The 20,786-nt window shown below is 52.5% G+C and carries 16 protein-coding genes and 1 pseudogene; 7 read left to right on the forward strand and 10 right to left on the reverse strand.

Features of this window, described 5'->3' with window-relative positions; all coding sequences use genetic code 11:
* Positions 1–105: 105 nt before the first annotated feature.
* Positions 106–1,260 (reverse strand): mandelate racemase/muconate lactonizing enzyme family protein, encoded by a 1,155-nt coding sequence (locus tag HB631_RS20050; RefSeq protein ID WP_213992949.1) that lies wholly within the window; start codon positions 1,258–1,260, stop codon positions 106–108.
* 158 nt (positions 1,261–1,418) lie between these two features.
* Here HB631_RS20050 and HB631_RS20055 point away from each other — a divergent pair, with 158 nt between their 5' ends.
* Positions 1,419–2,348, forward strand: a complete 930-nt coding sequence (locus HB631_RS20055) for a LysR family transcriptional regulator (protein ID WP_213992950.1) — start codon at positions 1,419–1,421, stop codon at positions 2,346–2,348.
* A gap of 72 nt (positions 2,349–2,420) precedes the next feature.
* On the opposite strand, the gene HB631_RS20060 is transcribed toward HB631_RS20055, so the two are convergent.
* The 3 genes from HB631_RS20060 to HB631_RS20070 form a co-directional block, all read right to left on the reverse strand.
* Positions 2,421–3,911 (reverse strand): sugar porter family MFS transporter, encoded by a 1,491-nt coding sequence (locus HB631_RS20060; protein WP_213992951.1) that lies wholly within the window; start codon positions 3,909–3,911, stop codon positions 2,421–2,423.
* A 369-nt stretch (positions 3,912–4,280) separates the two neighbouring features.
* A complete protein-coding gene (gene iolE, locus HB631_RS20065; RefSeq protein WP_213992952.1) occupies positions 4,281–5,177 on the reverse strand; it encodes a myo-inosose-2 dehydratase in 897 nt (298 codons plus the stop codon).
* Between the two features lie 83 nt (positions 5,178–5,260).
* Positions 5,261–6,274: a Gfo/Idh/MocA family oxidoreductase gene (locus HB631_RS20070; RefSeq protein WP_213992953.1), complete on the reverse strand. Its 1,014-nt coding sequence runs from the start codon at positions 6,272–6,274 to the stop codon at positions 5,261–5,263.
* A 638-nt stretch (positions 6,275–6,912) separates the two neighbouring features.
* Here HB631_RS20070 and HB631_RS20075 point away from each other — a divergent pair.
* A complete protein-coding gene (locus tag HB631_RS20075) occupies positions 6,913–7,731 on the forward strand; it encodes a TIM barrel protein (protein ID WP_213992954.1) in 819 nt (272 codons plus the stop codon).
* Positions 7,732–7,807: 76 nt separating this feature from the next.
* On the opposite strand, the gene HB631_RS20080 is transcribed toward HB631_RS20075, so the two are convergent.
* Entirely contained in the window at positions 7,808–8,686 is an 879-nt protein-coding gene (locus HB631_RS20080; RefSeq protein WP_213992955.1) for a sugar phosphate isomerase/epimerase, read from the reverse strand.
* Positions 8,687–8,821: 135 nt separating this feature from the next.
* Entirely contained in the window at positions 8,822–10,762 is a 1,941-nt protein-coding gene (gene iolD, locus HB631_RS20085; protein ID WP_213992956.1) for a 3D-(3,5/4)-trihydroxycyclohexane-1,2-dione acylhydrolase (decyclizing), read from the reverse strand.
* Between the two features lie 377 nt (positions 10,763–11,139).
* Between iolD and HB631_RS27120 the strand changes: the two genes are divergently transcribed.
* Both HB631_RS27120 and HB631_RS20090 read left to right on the forward strand, forming a co-directional pair.
* A complete protein-coding gene (locus HB631_RS27120) occupies positions 11,140–11,271 on the forward strand; it encodes a hypothetical protein (protein WP_255557150.1) in 132 nt (43 codons plus the stop codon).
* A gap of 261 nt (positions 11,272–11,532) precedes the next feature.
* Positions 11,533–12,399 carry a MurR/RpiR family transcriptional regulator gene (locus HB631_RS20090; RefSeq protein WP_213992957.1) on the forward strand — a complete coding sequence of 289 codons (867 nt, stop codon included), beginning with the start codon at positions 11,533–11,535 and terminating at the stop codon, positions 12,397–12,399.
* A gap of 113 nt (positions 12,400–12,512) precedes the next feature.
* Here HB631_RS20090 and iolB read toward each other — a convergent pair whose 3' ends face one another.
* Positions 12,513–13,334 carry a 5-deoxy-glucuronate isomerase gene (gene iolB, locus HB631_RS20095; RefSeq protein WP_213992958.1) on the reverse strand — a complete coding sequence of 274 codons (822 nt, stop codon included), beginning with the start codon at positions 13,332–13,334 and terminating at the stop codon, positions 12,513–12,515.
* A gap of 232 nt (positions 13,335–13,566) precedes the next feature.
* Positions 13,567–14,034: a heme-degrading domain-containing protein gene (locus HB631_RS20100; protein WP_213992959.1), complete on the reverse strand. Its 468-nt coding sequence runs from the start codon at positions 14,032–14,034 to the stop codon at positions 13,567–13,569.
* Positions 14,035–14,531: 497 nt separating this feature from the next.
* On the opposite strand from HB631_RS20100, the gene HB631_RS20105 reads away from it, so the two are divergent.
* The 3 genes from HB631_RS20105 (at position 14,532) to HB631_RS20115 (ending at position 18,741) form a co-directional block, all read left to right on the forward strand.
* Positions 14,532–15,971 (forward strand): sugar porter family MFS transporter, encoded by a 1,440-nt coding sequence (locus HB631_RS20105; protein WP_213992960.1) that lies wholly within the window; start codon positions 14,532–14,534, stop codon positions 15,969–15,971.
* A gap of 152 nt (positions 15,972–16,123) precedes the next feature.
* Complete coding sequence (locus HB631_RS20110; RefSeq protein WP_213992961.1) at positions 16,124–17,155, forward strand: Gfo/Idh/MocA family oxidoreductase; 1,032 nt, start codon at positions 16,124–16,126, stop codon at positions 17,153–17,155.
* Between the two features lie 416 nt (positions 17,156–17,571).
* A complete protein-coding gene (locus HB631_RS20115) occupies positions 17,572–18,741 on the forward strand; it encodes an iron-containing alcohol dehydrogenase (protein WP_218627068.1) in 1,170 nt (389 codons plus the stop codon).
* A 57-nt stretch (positions 18,742–18,798) separates the two neighbouring features.
* Here the strand turns inward: HB631_RS20115 and HB631_RS20120 are convergent, their stop codons facing one another.
* Positions 18,799–20,310 carry a CoA-acylating methylmalonate-semialdehyde dehydrogenase gene (locus HB631_RS20120; RefSeq protein WP_213992962.1) on the reverse strand — a complete coding sequence of 504 codons (1,512 nt, stop codon included), beginning with the start codon at positions 20,308–20,310 and terminating at the stop codon, positions 18,799–18,801.
* 142 nt (positions 20,311–20,452) lie between these two features.
* Positions 20,453–20,786 (reverse strand): annotated as a pseudogene (locus HB631_RS20125) (hypothetical protein); the annotation flags it as partial.

Below are 20,786 nucleotides of genomic sequence, written 5' to 3' on the forward strand. Positions count from 1 at the left end.
TTTTATATTCCCTCATACTGATATTCTTATGTTGTAGAGTACGTTGCGGTTAACCGGATAAACGGCGATGGAGAGAATTAAACTGGCATTGACGGCCCGGCGGACTTAGACATCACGGCGGTCGATGGTGACCTGGGCCACGGTCCAACCGGCGGACCGCTCATGCAGCGTCAGCCCGAGTCCAGGCCGCTGGGGCACCCGCATATGGCCGTCGGCAATCTCAACCCGTTCATTAAATACAGGCTCCAGCCACTCAAAATGCTCGACCCAAGTTTCATGGGGGTAGGCGGCGGCCAGATGTATATGGATCTCCATGACAAAGTGCGGCGCCATCATCAGACCGCGGTTCTCCGCCAGTGCGGCAATCTTCAAAAAGGGAGTGATGCCGCCGATGCGCGGCGCATCATGCATTAACAGATCCACCGCCCCGGTTTTGATATAGTCGGCCACTTCGTTGACGCTGGTGAGCATTTCACCGGTGCCGATGGGCGTAATCAGCTGCGCCGACAGCGCGCCATGACCCTCGATGTCATACGCGTCCAACGGCTCTTCAATCCACTGCAATTCGTATTGCTCCAGCGCTTTACCCATGCGCAGGGCGGTGGTGCGATCCCACTGCTGATTGGCGTCCACCATCAGCGGCACCTGATCCCCCAAATGTTTACGCACTTGCTCCACGCGCTGCAGATCCAGCTTGCGATCCGGGTGGCCGACTTTCATTTTGATGCCGCCAATGCCGCGGGCCAAAGACTGCGCCGATTTGTCGACGATCTCTTCCACCGAAGCCTGCAGATAACCGCCGGAGGTGTTATAGCAGCGCACTTCATTACGGTGGGCGCCCAGCAGCTTGGCCAGCGGCAGGCCGGCCCGTTTGGCCTTCAAATCCCATAGCGCGGTATCCATGGACGCGATGGCCTGGGTTGCCACGCCGCTGCGTCCCACCGAGGCGCCGGCCCAAACCACTTTGTCCCACAGACGGCTGATATCGTTCGGATCTTCGCCAATTAATACCGGCGCCACCTCTTTGGCATGAGCGAACTGCGCCGGCGCGCCGGTGCGCAGGGTATAGGTAAAACCCAGCCCGCTGTATCCTTGCTCGGTTTCTATTTCGGCAAACAGCAGCGCCACGTCTTTCAGGGCTTTTTGCCGGCCGGTGAGGACTTTGGCATCGCTGACCGCCATGTTTAGCGGCACATTCACCGAGGATAATTTGATGCTGCGGATACGATCGGAGGGGGTTACCGCTACTGGTTTTGACATGAGCTGTCCTTATGGGTGGTGGTGGGGTAAACCGGTTTTCAACGCATAAAAGTGCCGCAAGCAGCACATTTATTCATTAGTTCTTACTGGTATCTTGTAATGGACGACTAATACTGTCTATTCCAATCAGGGCATGGATTAATACGGGGATTGAATCAATGTTTGAGTTGGGGCAGTTGCGCTGTTTCACCACGGTGGCAACCGAGTTGAGCTTTCGGCGGGCCGCCGAAAGGCTGAATATGACCCAGCCGCCGCTGAGCCGCCAGGTACAGTTGCTGGAGCACCATCTCGGCGTGCAGTTATTCGAGCGTACCACGCGTTCGGTGACCTTGACGCCGGCGGGACGCGCCTTTTTTATCGAGGCCAATCATCTGCTGGAGCGTGCGCAGAGCGCGGTTAACACCGCCCGCCGAATTGCCCGGGGAGATATCGGTACTATTACCATCAGCTTTGTGTCCTGCGCGGTGTATGAATTCTTGCCCGAGGTGATAAATCAGGTGAAGCGCCTGCACCCGCAGATCGATATCAATCTGCAGGAGATGTCCACCAGCGAGCAGCTTGAAGGGGTTCGTTTGCGGCAGGTGGATATCGGCATTGTGCGTTCGGCCGATTGCCGGCACGGCTTTATTTGCGAAAGTCTGGTCAAAGAGCCTTTTGTGCTGGCTGTGCCCCGGGACCATCCCCTGGCAACGGCCCGGGATATCCGGCTCCAGGCTCTGGATAAGGAACCGTTCATCACCTACGGACATGCCTCCTGGCAGCCATTTTACGAACTGTTCGCCGGCGTGTTCCGAGCCAATAATATCCAACCGCGCTATGTGCATCAAATCGGCTCCACCGTCACCATGCTTTCCCTGGTGAACGGCGGCATGGGACTGGCGCTGGTGCCGGCCTGCGCGGCGCGCATTCGTTTTGAAAACGTGGTATTTCGTGACATTGATCTGGGAGAAGGGGTCTTCAGCGAGCTGTCCCTGATCCGTCGCGATGATAATGATAATCCGGTGTTGGCCTTACTGCTGGATGCGCTGCGCCGGGCTGTGGATGCCGGACGGGCCCCTGGGGCAGACAAGGGCGGCGGCACTGGGTAAACCGTATTTAATACGCCCCTTATAAACGATTCTGCCCGCGCTATAGCGCGGGCAGAGAGTAAGCCGCGATGCTCAGACTTTACGTTTTTCCGCGCTGCTCAACAGGGGTTTTGGTGTGGCGGGGGTATTATTGTAGCGGGCATAGAAATAATGCTCTATTTGTTCCAAACTGCGGCCGCGGGTCTCCGGTATGCAGCGGATAACAAACACCGCGCCGCCGATACCGATGATCCCGAAGATAAAGAAGGCGCCGGACAGACCGAAGGCAGCCAGTAGCAGCGGGAACGCCATGGATATGCAAAAGTTGGCTATCCACAAGGAGAATACCGCGGCGCCCATGCAGATTCCGCGCATCCGGATGGGGAAAATTTCCGACAGCAGCAGCCAGGTCACCGGCGATAGCGCACCTTGTTGGAAGCATAAGAACAGTAACATTCCCCCCAGGATCATATAACAGCGGACCAGATTTATGTCACCGTTGCTTCGAAACTCCGGCAGCAGATAACATACCAGGCCAATCAGGAACAGGCAGCAGGTGCAGCCCAGTTGGCCCAGCAGCACCAGCGGACGCCGGCCAACCCGACCCAGAACCCAGATCCCGACAAGCGTCATCAATACCGATACCACGCCGTTGGCAATGGTGGCGAACAGGGCCGCGTCAGTACTGAGTCCGGCGGTTTTAAGCACGGTAGGGGCATAATACATGATAGTGTTGACGCCCGTGAGTTGCTGAATAACCGCAATACCGATACCCAGCAGGAACAGTTTTTTTAACCAAGGTATGGCCAGGTCGCGCAGTTGGCCTTTACCCTGGACTCGGTTCTCTTCGATGGTTTCCTCGATTTCGGTCATTTCCCATTCCACGTCTTCCTTGGCGCGGGTGCGTTCCAGGACTCGGCGCGCCTCGGCAAAACGGCCTTTCATGGCATACCAGCGCGGCGTGTCGGGCATAAACATCATGCCGATCCACAACAGTACGGCCGGAATGGTTGCAATAGCCAACATCCAGCGCCAGGTGGTATCGCCGCCCCAGATTTCATGGAACGTCGCATTGGAGATATACGCCAGCATTTGTCCGGAGACAATCATCAGCTCCTGTATGGTGACCAGTTGGCCCCGCTTATTGGCCGGCGCGATTTCGGCGATATATACCGGTACGGTAGCCGCTGCACCGCCCACGGCCACGCCGAGAACCAGACGAAAGAAAACCATCCAGTGAACGTCCGGCGAGAGGGACGTGCCCGCCGCACCGACGGCGAAGATTATCGCCAGCAGGATAATGATTTTTTTACGTCCGGCGCTGTCGGCTAGATGCCCGGCGGTCAGCGCGCCAAATGCGGCGCCAAACAGCAATGAACTGGTGACCAGGCCGGTGGTGAGAGGCGTAAGGTGTAATTCCCGACCCATAAACAGTAATGCGCCGGATATCACGCCCGTATCGTAGCCGAATAGCAGGCCGCCCAGTGTCGAGATGATCGCAATGATTTTAACGAAGGGTTCTGTTCTGGTCTTACTGTTCGGTCCGGAGGCCGGATTATTTGTTATAAATTGCTCATGTTCCATGATGACTCCAGTGATCTTTTAGACCGGGTTGTAGGGACATCTTGCAAAAGAAAATAGGGCAACAATTGATCAGCTTGCCACTCTACTTTAGATCTTATTTTTCATTTTTATATAATATGAAATTTAATTTTTGTGTTGTGGTTCAAAAAATCAAATTAACATATCTAATAATCAATAAGTTATATAATGTCTATTGAGGGCTTTTTTATAGCGGACAAAGGACCGGATATGGAATTTATTAATAATATTTTTTTTGAAATTTTTACTTCATGTGTTGGCAGGCATAATACCGGTTAGCCAAAAGCCGCAGGGCTCAATAAGCCGCCCTGCGGAAAATGACCGAGATTGAATCAACCCTGTGCCGAGGCGTTAAATACCGGCAACTTCCCGAATATAGCGTCGTGCCTTGACCGCATATTCAAAGGGATTGGCTTTGGCGGGATCCTGTTCCGCCTCCACGACTATCCATCCTTGGTACCCGCTATCCTCCAGCAGCTTAAATACTGGGTTGAAATCAATTACCCCATCGCCTGGTACGGTAAAAGTGCCTTTTTTCACGCCATCAAGGAAACTGAGTTTGTGGGCGCGAACCTCGGCAACCACGTTATCCCTCACATCTTTTAGATGTACGTGGTTAATGCGCGGCAGGTGTTTTTTCAGGATGTCCAGCATCGCGTCCTGCGAGCCTTCGGAATAATAGGCATGGCCGGTATCGTAAAGCAGATACACGTCGTCATTCACCAGATCCAGGAAATGGTCGATTTCCTTGGCCGTCTGAATACCGGTACCCATATGGTGATGCAGGCCGACGGTCATGCCTTTTTGGGCGGCGAGATCCGCCAGTTCGTTATAGCCGGTCGCCACCAGTTGCCATTCGCTGTCGGTAAAGTTAGGCCGGCCCTCCAGTACCGGCTTTGGCGTACCCTGGGTACTGCGCGACTGTTCGGAACAGCCGATGACCTTTGCCCCCATGGCATTCAGAAAATCCCGGTGCACGATGAACTCTTCGATGGTTTTGGCCCTTTGCCCGTCGGCAAAAAAAGTGCTGAACCAGGCATTGCAGATTTGAATACCGCGAATATCCAGCATCGGTTTGAGGATCTTCGGGTCGCGGGGATATTTACTGCCCACTTCGCTGCCGGTAAAACCCGCCAGGGCCATCTCGCTGACAATCTGCTGGAATGTATTTTCCTTACCTAAATCGGGCATGTCGTCATTCGTCCAGCCGATGGGGGCGATGGCGAGTCTGACCTTGTTTTTATCCATGATAAATACACCTTGAACGGAGTAATATTCGATTAGCTGTTCCGGCGCGCAGTTTTGCGCCGCATGTAACAAAACAGGGTTGCTTAGCGTTCATAAAAAGCCGGGCGGGGCGGGAGCGAGATGCTGACCAAGCCGGGGGTCTTTTGCGCCGCGACACAGGCATCCGCCGCCACCGAGGCCGCGTAGCCGTCCCAGGCGGAGGGGCCGGTCAATTCTCCGTGAATCACGCCGTTGATGAAATCCTGCAGTTCGACGTCATAAGCGTCGATAAAGCGATCCTTCCAGTCGGTGAGGATGGTGTGCGAACGTTTGGCGCCGCTGCGCAACAGAACACTGGACGGTTCCGGCAGGCTGGCGATACCGTTTTCCCCCACCACTTCGGTTTGGATGTCATAGCCGTACTGGCAGTTGACGAAGACTTCCACATCAATGCGCGCTCCCTTGACGGTTTCCAGCAAAACGATCTGCGGATCGCGCAGTTTGGCGTGGGTGTGCGCGGTAGCACGAGGGAAAATAACCTGCGCGGAGACGTAATCATCGTTTAGCAGCCAGCGCAATACGCCCAGTTCGTGGATCATGGTATTGGTGATGGCCATATCGGTGGTGTAGCCTTCATCCACGTTCGGGTTGCGGTGCGCGCAGTGGAGCATGAGCGGTTGACCGATTTCGCCGCTGTCGATCACCTTTTTCAGCGCCCGGTAGCCCTGATCGTAAGGCCGCATAAAACCCACCTGAACCAGACGGCGCCCATAGGCGATTTCGGCGTCGACGATGCGTTTACACCCTGCGGCGGTTACCGCCAGCGGCTTTTCGCAAAACACCGGTTTGCCCGCGGCAATGGCCGCCAAAACGAACTCTTCATGGGTGGGGTCCCAAGATGTTATGATCAGCGCATCGACATTGGAGGCCTTGATGACCTGCTTTCCGTCTGGCAATACCTCGGCGTCCAAACCCAGCCGCTTGACCGCCTGGGCGGCGCCGTTGAGGTTGATATCGGAAACAGCAACCACCTTTGCGCCCTGCAGCACCTGGCTACAGCGGCGGATATGTTCCTGACCGATAGCCCCGGTACCAATCACCCCTAATTTCAGCGTCATGTTCATTCTCCTGTAAGACGTTATCTTTCAGCTGTTGAAGTTCACATCTACCGCAACCCGTTAACCCTATTGCGCAAAGGGACCGCGCCGGATAATGAGTTATCGCATTCATATTTTGTTCATATGAAAATATATATTTCATAAAATACTAATACAAAAAAAACGTTCTGTTCTGCGATGAAGATCATATATTGAAGGTTTTTTTTTGCCGCCTCCTCTGAATTCAGACTCTCCCAAGAAGATTCGACGGCGGTCAATATGATGATAATTAATTGTTTTAAAGAAAAATTATGTGCTTTAAGTCGTCTTTTTTTTCCCTGGGTTCAAGGCGTGGCGGAGAGAGGCCGGCCAGAAAGGGTGAAAACCGATGACCGGCAATATGCGCGGGATGCTTTTTTTTATGAGCTGGATCTAAAAATTAAAATTTCAATATTAACTTATTATGAAATAAATGTTTTCATATGTCCGTCATATGCGCGTCCCGGGACATCTCCGCACGCTTAACTATTTAACCCTCAGTCGTTTTACCGAAGATGGCCGCGACCGGCATTGCTAATCCATAGGCGTTCAAGGCAACAGCCTTTTGCTTGAACATGGGAATAACATCATCCTCTCCAACGAGAGGCAGGGGTCTAGGTATGGACATTGCTCAAAACAGGTTTTGTATCAATCGGAAAATCGCGCCCAATCTGACTATCGAACAATTCTTCAAGCTGGTTAAACGCTGCGGGCTGAACAAAGTTGAATTACGTAACGATATGCCCAGCGGCAAGGTGACGGATGCGCTCAGCGCAGGGCAGGTTAGCGTGCTGGCGGATAAGTACGGCATGGAAATCATCACTATCAATGCGGTATATCCGTTCAATCAGATAACCGACGCGCTGTTGGAAAAAACCGAAGGGCTGCTGGCGGAGGCTCAGGGCGTCAATGCTAAAGCGCTGGTCCTTTGCCCGTTGAATGACGGCACGCCGATTCAACCGGAACAGACGGTGGCGGCGATGCAAACCCTGGCGCCGTTGTTTAAGAAATACGGCGTGAAAGGGCTGGTGGAGCCACTGGGTTTCCCACAGAGCTCGCTGCGTTCCGCAGTGCAGGCCCAGTCCCTGATCCGTGATGCGCAGGTACCCTTTAGCATCGTACTGGATACCTTCCATCATTACCTGTTCGTTGAGGACGAGACGGATTTCGAAGCCAACATCGATATCAGTCTTATCGGTCTGGTGCATTTGTCCGGCGTGGAAGACGGCCGTGCCAAATCCACACTGAGCGACGAAGAACGTCTGATGCTGAGCGGCCGGGATCGGATGAAAAACATTGCCCAGGTAACGCGCCTGGAAAAACTCGGCTACCATGGCATCTATTCATTCGAGCCATTTTCTTCAGTGCTTGCCAGCTGGAGCGAAGGGCAAATCGAGCGGGAAATCCACCAAAGCCTTGACCTGCTAACCCATTCATAGCCATAGAAAACATAACTCGATGCCGATCGTCGCCATACGTCGCGACGGTCGGCAATATCACCTGTCAAACGTGTTCCTACAGCAATTCCCGCTCGATTCTTTCGCGGGTTTCCACGGCCTGGCGGGCCATTTTTTCCGGGTAGCCGAACAGCGATGCGGCGATAATTGCCTCGCCCCCAACCTTAAAGGTTCGGTTGGCAAAATCCATATCCCGTAGCTTTTTGAACAGGCTCTCAAAATTCACCTCGCCTTCGCCAATCGCCACATGCTGATGGATTGTCGCGTCTACCCCCGGCGGGTTAACAATGTAACGGCAGTTCCGAGTGTGGTTCATGGTATCGGCAATTAATACGTGGGATAACTCCTCGCCGGCATAAGCGAGCATTCCGTCTATATCACCCACGCCTTTATCGTAGAAAAAGGTGTGGGCTGCCGCGTAAAGGTATTTAACATGTTCGCTGCGCAGGGATTTTACCAAATCGGCCGTTTCGTTATTGAGCTCGCAAAAATCCCAGGGATGGGACTGGATTTCCACGCGGATGCCTTCCCGCTCGATGATGGGCAATAAGTCTTCCATGGACCGGTACCACATCTCTTCGCAGATTTCAGGTTCATTGGGGTTGCCGGATAATTCGGTATTAATGACCTGTACACCCATTTCCACCGCAATTTCTATCATCCGTTTCCAGTTTTTCACCGCCGCCTGGCGCCTGGCCTCGTCGGGACCCGACCAGCGATACACCACGATGAAGGATGAAATATCGACGCCATTGTCTTTCATCGCCTGTTTATATTCGGTTATGACATCCTTGCCGGCTTTGGGATGTTTATAAAAAGGATTAATACGTGGATGAGGTGACTGCTCAATATAACGGTAGCCCCAATCGGCCACCTGTCTCACCATATCGGTAATACTCAACTCTTTAATGACATCCACGTCGAAAGCGATTTTCATTCTTTTCACTCCTTTACCAACAGCAGCCGACCGGTGATAAATGACAGTAATACCACCGGCGATCTTTGCGGATCGATGTTTTGCGGATCGAATAAATGCGCCGGGAAATACCCCTGCGCCGGGTTTGTTTAATCTTCAGTATTGACGGGCTTTGCTGATATTCTCCGCCAGCATTTGCGCTACGGCCTGTATCCCGGCGCTTTCCGATACCTGGGCACCCCCTACCCGCCACCAGCTGAAATATTTATGGATCATGGTTTTCGGCAATACTTTAATATCAATCAGCGTCGAGAGGGTTTGCTTCCGGGCATCTTCCAGGGCGTGATGCAACTCCTCCACCGTAGTGACATGGTAACTTTTACAGCCGTAGCCTTCGGCAATTTTGGCGAAATCCACCGGCACAAAACCGCCGTCAAGCCGGGAAGGGGATTTTTCGCGGAAACGAAATTCGGTGAAAAAACTGTGCATACCGTGCTCTAACTGCAGGTTATTGATACAGCCGTTGGTCATGTTGTCGAACAGTATCACGTTGATTTTGCATCCTTCCTGGATGGAAGAGACCAGTTCGGAATGGGACATCATAAAGGCGCCGTCCCCCACCAGGGCATACACTTCCCGCTCCGGCTCGGCCATTTTGACCCCCAGGGCCGCGTTGACTTCGTAACCCATGCAGGAATAACCGTATTCCACGTGATAACCCTGGGTAGCGGTCGTGCGCCAGATACGCTGTAAATCTCCCGGCAGGCTGCCCGAGGCGGCGACAATCACCGCATCCCGGGGGATGCTTTCATTGACGATACCCAGCACCCGGCTTTGAGTCAGCAACGAGCCGGTAATGCTGTTGAATTCGGCGAAAACGGATTTGCGATCCAGGGTATCGTCAATTTCGGGAACAAAATCGTCGCCGGTATAATTAACCGCATAAACCCGTTCCCGTTCCGCCTGCAATTGGTCGCGCACGTCGACCACGCGAACCCCCCAGTCCGTCCGCCAGTCTTCCGACGCCAGGCAGTCATTGAGGGCGTGCAGAGCCTCGCGTGCGTCCGCGTTTATCTGGCAACCGTCGAGCTTGAAGGCGTCGAAACGGTTGATATTCAGGTTCAGGAACGACACCGCCGGATTCTGGAAAATCCATTTGGAGGCGGTAGTGAAATCGGTATAACGTGTGCCGACGCCAATAATTAAATCCGCCTCTTTGGCAAGCTGGTTGGCGGCCAGGGTCCCTGTTTCGCCGATACCGCCGACGTTCAGCGGGTGATCGGAAATCAATGTGCCTTTTCCGGCCTGGGTTTCAGCGAAAGGAATACCGTAACGCTCTGCGAGATTCAGCAGCGCCTGGCCGGCGTCCGAGTATTTGGCGCCACCGCCGCAGATCAACAACGGTTTGCGTTTTCGTAATAGCAATTCCACCGCCTCGTCCAGCATATCCGCCGTGGGTGGCCGGCGTTCGATACGATGCACGCGTTTTTGAAAGAAATAATCCGGATAATCATAGGCCTCGCCCTGGACATCCTGCGGCAGTGAAAGGGTGACCGCGCCGGTTTCCGCCGGGTCGGTCAGAACACGCAAGGCGCTGATGCAGGCGCTCATCAACTGTTCAGGCCGGGAAATGCGATCCCAGTATTTGCTCACGGTGCGAAAAGCGTCATTGGTGCTGATGCTCAGATCATAGGACTGTTCAATTTGTTGCAGCACCGGGTCGGGCTGGCGGGTGGCGTAAACATCGCCGGGCAGCAGCAGCAGGGGAATGCGATTGGCGCTGGCGGTGGCAGCCGCCGTAATCATATTGGCGGCGCCGGGACCGACGGAAGAGGTACAGGCATATATCTGCCGGCGCAAAGACTGCTTGGCATAACCGATGGCCGCATGGGCCATGCCTTGCTCGCTACGACCCTGATGGATGTGCAGCTGCCCGCAATCCTGTTCCAACGCCTGCCCCAGGCCAAGGACATTGCCGTGGCCGAAAATAGCAAAAATCCCTTTAATGAATTTCGTTTCGACGCCGTCAACTTCCACATATTGATTATCTAAAAAACGCACCAGCGCCTGAGCCATGGTCAATCTGATTGTGTTCATGTTTTCCTTCCGGTTGCCCTTGCCTGAGGAAGATCCCACCGGCAATGGCAACCGCCGGGCCTGAGGAAATCCAAGAAGGGCATAGGGTTATGATGTAATGACTGATCGGGTTGCGAAGACATGCGGTGATTATAGGTAATTTAGTCGGCAGAAAAAACGTATAATAAAATAAAAATTCCATTTATGAGAGAAAGATCAAATATTGGAAATTTTGTTTTCATTTCAGTGAAACGCGAACAAATACCGCATCTTACAGAGAATCGCTGTTTAATGAGGTGTAAAACAGACTATTTTTATTCTTTATGCTTATTTTTGCTTAAAAAAACTAAAATCTAATAATTTTTAATTATAACATTTATTAATCAATTGGATAGGCCATGAAAGATGAAAATGCGCGGCAGTTTATTTTTTCTCTTTGGTTGCATATTCTTCCATTGAATTTTGAAATGAAATTTTTAAATCTTTTGGCGTTCCACCGTTCACTGTCCCTTGTACCAGGCGCTGGCTGAGCCGAATTGCCGTTGACGATTCCCATGCTTGAACAGCAAGCGTGTGACTGCCGGGGAGCAAAAGCGTTATTGCCGGGGTCTAATCATCCTGGTTTTAGACCGAGGGATAGGAGAGATCATCGTCAAATTGCACTTTCCGTGAACCTAAGCTTGATTCGCTTAATAAAATGACGAAATATTTTCAATAATAGATTGATTTGAAATTTTCAATCATAATAATCAAGACTAGCGCTTTTGCTTGCATTCACTCGTGTGGTTTTCATGACAACTTCTTCTTCTCAACTGTCGTCATTGCAGGACGATATACGCAACCGCTACGATACGCTCAGCAAGCGATTGAAGCAGGTGGCGCGTTATATCCTGGATAACAGTAACAGCATCCCCTTCGACACTATCGCCTCCATCGCTGAAAGGGCCAACGTTCCGCCCTCGACATTGATCCGTTTCGCCAATGCGTTCGGCTTTGACGGTTTCAATGAAATGAAACAGGTATTTCGCCAGCACATGATGGAGGACACGGTCAGCTACACCGAACGCGCCCGGCTATTCCGCCAGACCGCCGCCGGCACTGAAGCCAATGCGCCGGAAACGCCGATGGAAATCCTGAATATGTTCAGTATGGTTAACAGCCTGGCGCTTCAGCAACTGCCGGGGCAGATCAATGAAGCCGATTTGTCCCGTGCGGTATCTTTACTGGCCGCGGCCAACAATATTTATGTTATCGGGCTGCGGCGCTCCTTCAGCATTGCCTCCTATCTGACCTATGCCTTACGGCATCTGGAGCGACGCGCCTTTCTCATCGACGGGCTGGGCGGTATGTTTACCGAGCAACTGAGCATGGTGCAGCCCGACGACGTGGTGATCGCCATCAGCTATTCGCCGTACGCTCAGGAAGTGGTGGAGCTGGTGTCCATGGGGGCGAAAATCGGCGCCAAGCAAATCGCCATTACCGATAGCCTGGTCAGTCCGCTGGCCGCCTTCAGTGAAGTCTGCTTTGTGGTGCGCGAGGCGCAGGTGGATGGATTTCGCTCACAGGTCTCATCCATGTGTTTGTCCCAGACGCTGATGCTGTCCCTGGCGATGCAAAACGCCACTCATCAACTGGCCGACTCGCAAAATATCGGCTGAACGCGGCGGCGGTCGGTTTGATAAGCAAACCCTCGCCAAGGGCGAGGGCGATTGCCAATCCGTCTGCGCCGCTAATCGGCGCTTTTCAGGATGACCTCATTATGACCTCATTCTTACGGCGCCTTCGGATACGCCTCGGTGTTGATCCATGCGTGGTCCTTTTCCCATGTGAACTGCCATTTCCTTACCGGGCCGGCCATGACGTTAAGATAATAACTGTCGTAACCGGCGAGGGTCGCCACCGGGTGATAACCGCGCGGGACTTTCACCACATCGCGGTCATAGACCGGTAAACATTCATCGAGGGAGCGGTCGTCGGTGTAAACCCGCTGCAGGCAAAATCCCCTCGAAGGATCGAGACGATGATAATAAGTCTCTTCCAGATAGGTCTCATGGGCGGAATTTTCCGTATCATGCTTATGGCTGGGATAAGAACTGGTATCCCCCTCGCCGGTAAATACCTCTACCACCAGCAGGCTATCCGCCGGGTCGTTTTCCGGCAGGATATTATGCACCAGCCGCTTGTTACGACCCTTGCCGCGCTGTTCAACTCCGACATCATCCGGTGGGATAAGCCGGGCCGGCAGATTGCCGCTACCGGGCGCCCGACATACCGCAAGCTCTAAATCGGTTTCTGCGGTGACACGCGCCTCGTCGTGATGCGGCACGTAAACTGAATAAGGCGGTATGCGTTCAAAAGGGCTTAAGCGTTTGCCGATATGGCTGAACTCGGCATCGCGGGTGGCGATGGTGGCCAAACCGGCCACCAGCACCAGGCAAAGCTCCTGGCCGCCGCTGTCCAAATTCAAGGTCTGCCCCTTCTTCAGCAGGTATGCGTCAAAGCCGACATAGCGCCAGCCGGCATTTTCAGGGGTAATATGCTGGATACGTCCGCTGGCATCCCTTGCCCGGTTCTTTGATAATAATGTCGTCACGCGGTCCTCCTGTTTCAATCGAACCCAAACCGACTTCTTGTCCGCACCCTTTGGCTGGATAGGGCTACCCGCCACCCGGCGGCGGAAGTCGGGCCATGTTGAAATGACTGAATTGCGTACAACCCTACATTTACGGAATAAATATTTCAAATAATTTTTTATGAAATTTTATTTTAATGGGAACCCGCGCACAATTTTGCCGAAACGGGTGGCTATGGGCATGCCCAGGGGATTATCTCGCCAAATATTGTCTTAGACCCCAAACCACCAGGGCATGATCCTCATGAGAGGGTAAACCGCTTACGCTTACGGCACCGATAATCCCGCCGTGAGCCAGCAACAGCGGGAAGCTGCCGCCATGGTCGGTGAACCGGCTTTGATCTGTATAACGCTGCTGGTCCATGCGCTGTCCGTTCTTTTCATTTTCCAACCCGACATACATCGACGAATGAGCCTCATGCAGCACGGTATTCCTTTTCCGCCGCATCCAGGAAAGGTTGTGTTGGCTCGATCCGGGCAATGCCGCCAGAAAAAGCTCTTGTCCGAAAGCGTAAACTTCGATGGAAACCGGGCTGTTATTTTCCAGCGCATGCCGGCGTATCCCCTGGCCGATTTCCCAGGCCGAGTCCATATCGAAGCTGTCAAAATGAATTTCCGCTTCCTGGCGCAGCAGTTCCTCCAGGGTGATTTTAGCGTTCATGCTATTCCTTAATGCGTTGAGTGAGGCATTTACTGTACCTATAATGAAATAAAAAAATCAAATAAAAAAATTAAGGTTTTATTTTCCATTTTACTCGGACTGACGGATTCTTGCACGGGCAGGAAGCGTCATTAGGGAGTGTTATCAGGGAATAGGGCCGTTTTTAAACCAGAGGAACAGGGGAAAACATGCTTGATATTCAAGCATGTTTAAACATTTTATTTACAATATAGACGGAAACAAATAACCAAACCTAAACGTGCCCGCCTCGTTCTAGAGATTAAGACTACGCAGAAAAATAGCCATTTGAGATTAAACCCCTAAAAAACAGGCATTTATAAAATGCACGATGAATGATAATTTTTAAAAATTATCATTTTTTTGATCTGGTTAGAAAAATAAAAATTCCATAAATGATAAAAAATCCCCAACATTGAAATAAAAAATCCATAATTATCCATTTTATCTAGACTACTCACCGCGCCGGAAGGATTGATATGTCATACGAGAGCAAGTACCGATCGGGGTATGTTTACCTACTATGCTGTAGCGCCGCGCTCGGCGGCCTGATGTTTGGTTATTCAACGTCGGTCATCACTGGTGCCGTTCATTCCATACAGCGTTATTACCAACTGACGCCGGTGGAGGTCGGCTGGGCGGTGTCCAGTATTATCATCGGTTGTATCGCCGGCTCGCTGGCGGGCGGAAAAATTGCCGACCGTATCGGTCGAAAAGCCACGCTGCTGCTTGCCGCGTTGCTGTTTATACTCTCGGCCGCGGGTTCGGCCTGGTTTGCCTCTTTCACGCTGTTTTCCCTGAGCCGGATCCTCTGCGGTCTGGCGGTTGGGCTGACGGGAACCGCCTCTCCCATGTACATGGGGGAAATCTCACCCTCGGCTATTCGGGGCAAGGCGTCGGGCATCTATAATCTGTCGGTGGGGCTGGGTCAGATTATCGTGTTCATCGTCAATTTTTTTATTGCCCGCGGCATGGCGGAATCCTGGCTGATAAATGAAGGATGGCGCTGGATGATGGCCGCCCAGCTCGTTCCGGCCATCAGCATGTTTCTTTTGCTCCTGTTCCTGCCGGAATCGCCGGTATGGAACGTAAATCGCAATAATCGCAACGGAAAAGAAAAAGCCGCCGCCGTACTCCGGAGAATCTATCCGGAATTTAACGCCGAACACGCCGGTTTGCTCAAAGCGGATGCGGCGCCGGGCACGAAAACCAACGGGACATTCTCGCTATTGGCGACGTCGCCGGTCTTGAAATTTGCCCTTATTGTCGGTTGTCTCATCGCGGTATTGCAGCAATGCACCGGCATCAATGTCATGATGTATTACGCGCCTCTGGTATTGCAAAATGGCGGCGGTAATACGGAAACCGTATTGTTCCAGACGATTTTTATTGCCTTATTCAATGTTATCGGCGGCCTTATCGGTATTATTCTTTTCGATCGTTTCGGTCGGATGCCGATAATGAAAATAGGCACCCTGGGCGCGATTATCGGTTTGCTGATAACCTCATTCAGTCTTTATACGCACAATACGGGTTACATCACCATCTTCGGCATCCTGTTTTTTATCCTGCTCTATGCCATGAGCTGGGGTTCCGGCGCCTGGGTACTGATTTCAGAGATTTTTCCGCTAAAAATCCGCGCCTTCGGAATGGGGCTGGCCGTCAGCCTGCTCTGGCTGGCCAATTTCCTAATTACTCAATTCTTCCCGGTTCTCAATGACAATCTCTGGTTACAGCGCCATTTCAACGGCGCCTTTTCCATGTGGCTGTTCGTCGGGCTGAATATTCTTTGTTTTCTCTTCTTGCAGCGTTTCGTCCCGGAAACAAAGGGCATCCCTCTTGATGATATTGAAGGGGTCATGGCCCGGCAAATTGAAAAACTGCATCGACCCGCAGAGCATCCCGCACTGAATAAATAGCAGAGGAGTGCTGAAAAAATAAGTAAATGTCCATGTTGGATAATTGGTTTATTGCAATGTAAGACAGGGAACAGCGCTGGAAAGCGAATCGAATTAATTGCATCGCTTTTTAACCAAAACAGATTTCTTAACCTATAAACAGGAGTTCTTTTATGGCGTTACCCACTAGACTGCCCGTCGCCAGAAATCCCGATCCGCTGAGAGCACCGACGTTACGCTGGGGGATATTAGGCCCTGGCTGGATTGCCCAGCGTTTTGTCGCGTCGGTTAAGGAGCATACTCAACAGAATATCGTCGCTGTCGGTAACATCGATCTTGCGGGTGCCCGGGCTTTTGCCGAACGTTTCGGCATTCCTCGGGCCTGGGGTTCCAGCGAAGAATTGATCAACGATCCGAATGTGGATGTGGTTTATATCTCCACGCCCCATCATCTGCATTTACCCTGCGCGCTGGCCGCCATGCGCGCCGGGAAGCACGTCCTTGTGGAAAAACCCTTGGCGCTCAATGCCCGTGAAGTCTCGCTGCTGCGGGATACCGCGCAAAGTTGCCATGTTTTTCTGATGGAGGCGATGTGGACCTGGTTCTTGCCGAAGTTCGACGTGCTGAGTCAACTGCTCGAGGCAAGGGTTATCGGCGAAATTCGTTCCATTGTTGCCGACCATGGCGAACATTTTAATCCCGATCATCGTATCATGCGTGCCGATATGGCCGGCGGCCCGTTGCTGGACTTGGGGTCTTATCCGGTGGCCTTTGCCACAAAACTTCTCGGTCCGGCGAAAAGCGTCCTGGCGTCGGGACAGCAGGCGCCCACCGGCGTCAACGGGCAGGCATCCATTATCCTCACTCACCAGGATGACAACCAGTCTGTGTTGCATACCACTTTACTTAGCCATACCCCTGGCGCGGCCACCATTGCCGGCACGGAAGGATTTATCGTTTTAGACGGGATGTTTTACACCCCCGGCAGTTTCCATGTCTACGATAACGACAAGCACGTTATTCATTATGAGGAGCCCAAATACGCTTATGATCATATCTACCATGAAGCCGTCCATTTGGCTTATTGCATCGGACAAGGCCTGACGGAATCCCCGCTGCGGTCGATAGAGGATTCACTGATAACCATGCAAACCATTGACGAGGTGCGACGTCAGTTAGGCATCGTTTTCGATCAGGAACGTTGATGCCGAAAGCGCGGGGCAACAAAACCTTCGCCCCGCGAAACGCACTATGACAGTCGGTCATCTGCGAGTAACCTCAGTGCGTTTTTTTTTATGAGCCGGATCTAAAAATTAAAATTTCATAATTATTTTTTATTGAAATAAATGTTCTAATAAACACAATGACACTTCCCGAGCGTTGCTCCGCAAAAACATGACCTTCATCTGTTATTGCCAGGGCGGCGATAACACGCGCGATACGGCCGGACCGCGCTTAAATATCCTGAGGTGGATAATGGCCCTTATTATGTTGAAATAAATTAATTTAAGCATTCGGGTTATTTGGGCGAAAGATGTTTACCGCCAAAAGAGTCATTTTAATCGTTAACCCGGATGATGCACAAATCATTTTTAATTACTCAAATATATGAGGACTTACTATGACAATCTCAACTTTTTCATTACCACGTAATATTATTTATGGAGAAAATGCGTTAGATCATTTATCGCAATTAACCGGTAAACGAGCCGCACTGGTGACCGGCGGCAGTTCCATGAAACGCCTGGGGTTTTTAAAACGGGCCGAGGACCTGTTAAAACAGGCAAAGTTCGAATGCATCATTATTGATAATGTCGAGCCCAACCCCTCGGTTGAAACCGTGCGCAAAGGCGCCGAAGCGATGCTGGCCTTTAAGCCGGACTGGATCGTGGCCATCGGCGGGGGTTCCGCACTGGATGCCGCCAAAGTGATGTGGTGTTTTTATGAACATCCGGAATTGAGTTTCGAGGACATCATCCCCGTTGGCGCAATGCCGCCGTTGCGCACCAAAGCACGCTTCGTGGCGATCCCCTCCACCAGCGGCAGCGCGTCGGAAATCACTGCTTTTTCGGTTATCACCGATACGAAAAACCATATTAAATATCCCATCGTGGCAGCGGACATGGTGCCGGATATCGCTATTCTCGACCCCTGTATCCCGGCGAAAATGCCGCCGGATATTACCGTCCATACCGGTATGGATGTGCTTACTCATGCCCTCGAAGCCTATGTTTCCACGGCGGCAACCTCTTTTACCGATCCCTATGCCGTCGAGGCAATCCAACTGGTGTTTGAAAATCTGGAAATCGCTTATCTGCAGCCGGATAATATGACTGCCCGCTATAATATGCATAACGCCTCCGCCCTGGCCGGCATCGCCTTTACCAATGCTTCGCTGGGGTTGGTGCATTCCATGGCCCATAAGATCGGGGGTGAGTTCGGTATTACCCACGGACTGGCCAATGCCATTATGCTGCCCTATATCATTCAATATAATCGTCTCTCCACCGATAAATATCGCCAGTTGGAAAAAACACTGAGAATAAAAGACCTGATAGAAGCAATCCGGGAGCTCAACCGGCGGCTGGATATTCCCCTTACCTTAAAGGAATGCCGGGAGGTGGCCATTGAAGAGAAAAAATTCAATTCCGTGGTGGGAAGAATGAGCAAAAACGCGTTGGCCGACCCCTGTACATTGACCAATCCCGGTCATCCTGATGTGGAGGATGTCAGAGTTCTTTATCAGCAAAGCTATTATGGCGAAGAAGCTTTTTCGTTTCTGGTGAATTAGCGCAGGCGGGGCGGTCATATGACCACCCCGTAACCGCTGAACCAACATTAACAATGATTAAATCGTGCCGTCCCAGGAATCCACTTTTTCACGTTTGCGTTCTTCCTCATCAAACCAGCGGCTGGTGACGCATTTGGTTTCGGTGTAAAAACGCACGCCGTCTTTACCCAGGCAATGGAGATCGCCGAAGAATGAATTCTTATGGCCCGAGAACGGAAAGACACCCACCGGCACCGGAATACCCACATTGATACCTACCATGCCGCCGTGGGTCCGCTTCTGAAATTCGCGGGCATAGTGGCCGTTTTGGGTGAAAATAACCGACCCGTTGGCTAACGGATTCCGGTTCATGACCTGCAGGCCTTCTTCAAAGTTTTTCACCCGTTTAAAACATAACACCGGGCCGAAAACTTCCTCGGTACCGATACTCATCTCCTCGGTCACGTGGTCAAACAGCGTGGGGCCGACATAATATCCGTTCTCAAAACCCTCGACCTTATAGCCACGGCCGTCCAGCACCAGTTTGGCGCCTTCCTCGATCCCTTTGGTTATCCAGTTTTCCACCGATTTTTTATGTTCGGGAGAAATAACCGGCCCCATATCCGTCTCTTTCCGGTAACCCGGCCCGACCTTAAGGGCTTTGGCCTTTTCCAGTATGGCGGCCACCAGTTGATCGGCCACCTCTTCCTGGACCACTACCACCGGCAGCGCCATGCAGCGTTCGCCGGCACAGCCGAACGCGGCATTGATAATGCCCGCCGCGGTGCGGGCAATAGGCGCATCCGCCAGTACCAACGCATGGTTTTTGGCTTCGCACAGCGCCTGGACGCGTTTGCCGTGCGCCGCCGCTTTGGAATAGACATGCAGACCCACCGACGTCGAGCCGACAAAGGAGACACCGTTGACATCGGGATGGGTCAGGAACAGATCGGCCTCGTTGCGCGAGCAGGTCACAATATTAATGACGCCGTCGGGCACGCCGGCTTCCTGATAGAGTTTGGCGATTTCCATGCAGGTCATCGGCGTCATGCTGGCCGCTTTAATGACAATGGTATTGCCGGAAGCGATACACAGTGGGGCCATCCAGCCCATGGGGATCATGGCGGGAAAATTGAACGGCACGATACCGGCAAATACCCCGATGGGTTCACGGAATAGGGTGGTATCAATACCCACCGAGGCGTCCATGAGACTTTCACCGGCTAATAATGTCGGAACGGAGCAGGCCAGTTCGGTACCTTCCTTGGCCTTCAACACATCTCCCTGGGCATCGCCCCAGGCTTTACCGTTTTCCTGCGCCACCAGTTCCGTCAGGCGTTCTTCATGCTTAATCAGCAGTTCGCGGATCTGGAACATGATCTGCGCGCGTTTAATCGCCGGGGTAGCCGACCAGGCCGGGAACGCTTTGCGGGCAGCGGCGATGGCGGTTTTCACTTCCTCCTCGGTGCAACAGGGCGCTTTGGCAATGATTTCACCGGTGCTGGGATTCCGCACATCCATAAAGCGGGTGGTTTTGGAATCGAGCCAGCGGCCGCCGGCTAAATACTGTAACGTTTTTACTTTTGACATAACAAATACACTCCATAATGTAATGAGGATCGCTTTCGTTTGAATGTGCACTTCGCCTTTTCGTCCTGCGGCCGTATTTTTCCGCCGAGGGGCTCGGTGGAAGCCTGGCGGCGGGCACCCGCCGCGGGAAGGCGTCCATTCCTCAGCCGACGGTATGGCTCATCTTTCTGTCGGCCTTCAATTTTTTGGTGTTCTGCTGGGCGCCGTCGTTTTGCCCCATCGCGGCGTTGCCGCCGATGACGGCCTCGACCGGCGCGGGCGCAACGTTGTCAAAAGGCTCGACGAATTTGCGGCCGTAGTAAGTATCCAGCAGGATCTGCTTCAGTTCGGCAATCAGCGGATAGCGCGGATTGGCGCCGGTACACTGGTCATCGAACGCATTCGCGGCCAGCCTATCGACTTTCGCCAGGAAATCCGCTTCAAGCACGCCGGCTTCACGGATGGAGGTCGGGATACCCAAATCGGCCTTGATGTCA

The sequence above is a fragment of the Sodalis sp. dw_96 genome, assembly GCF_018449575.1.
Lineage (GTDB): Bacteria > Pseudomonadota > Gammaproteobacteria > Enterobacterales > Enterobacteriaceae > Acerihabitans.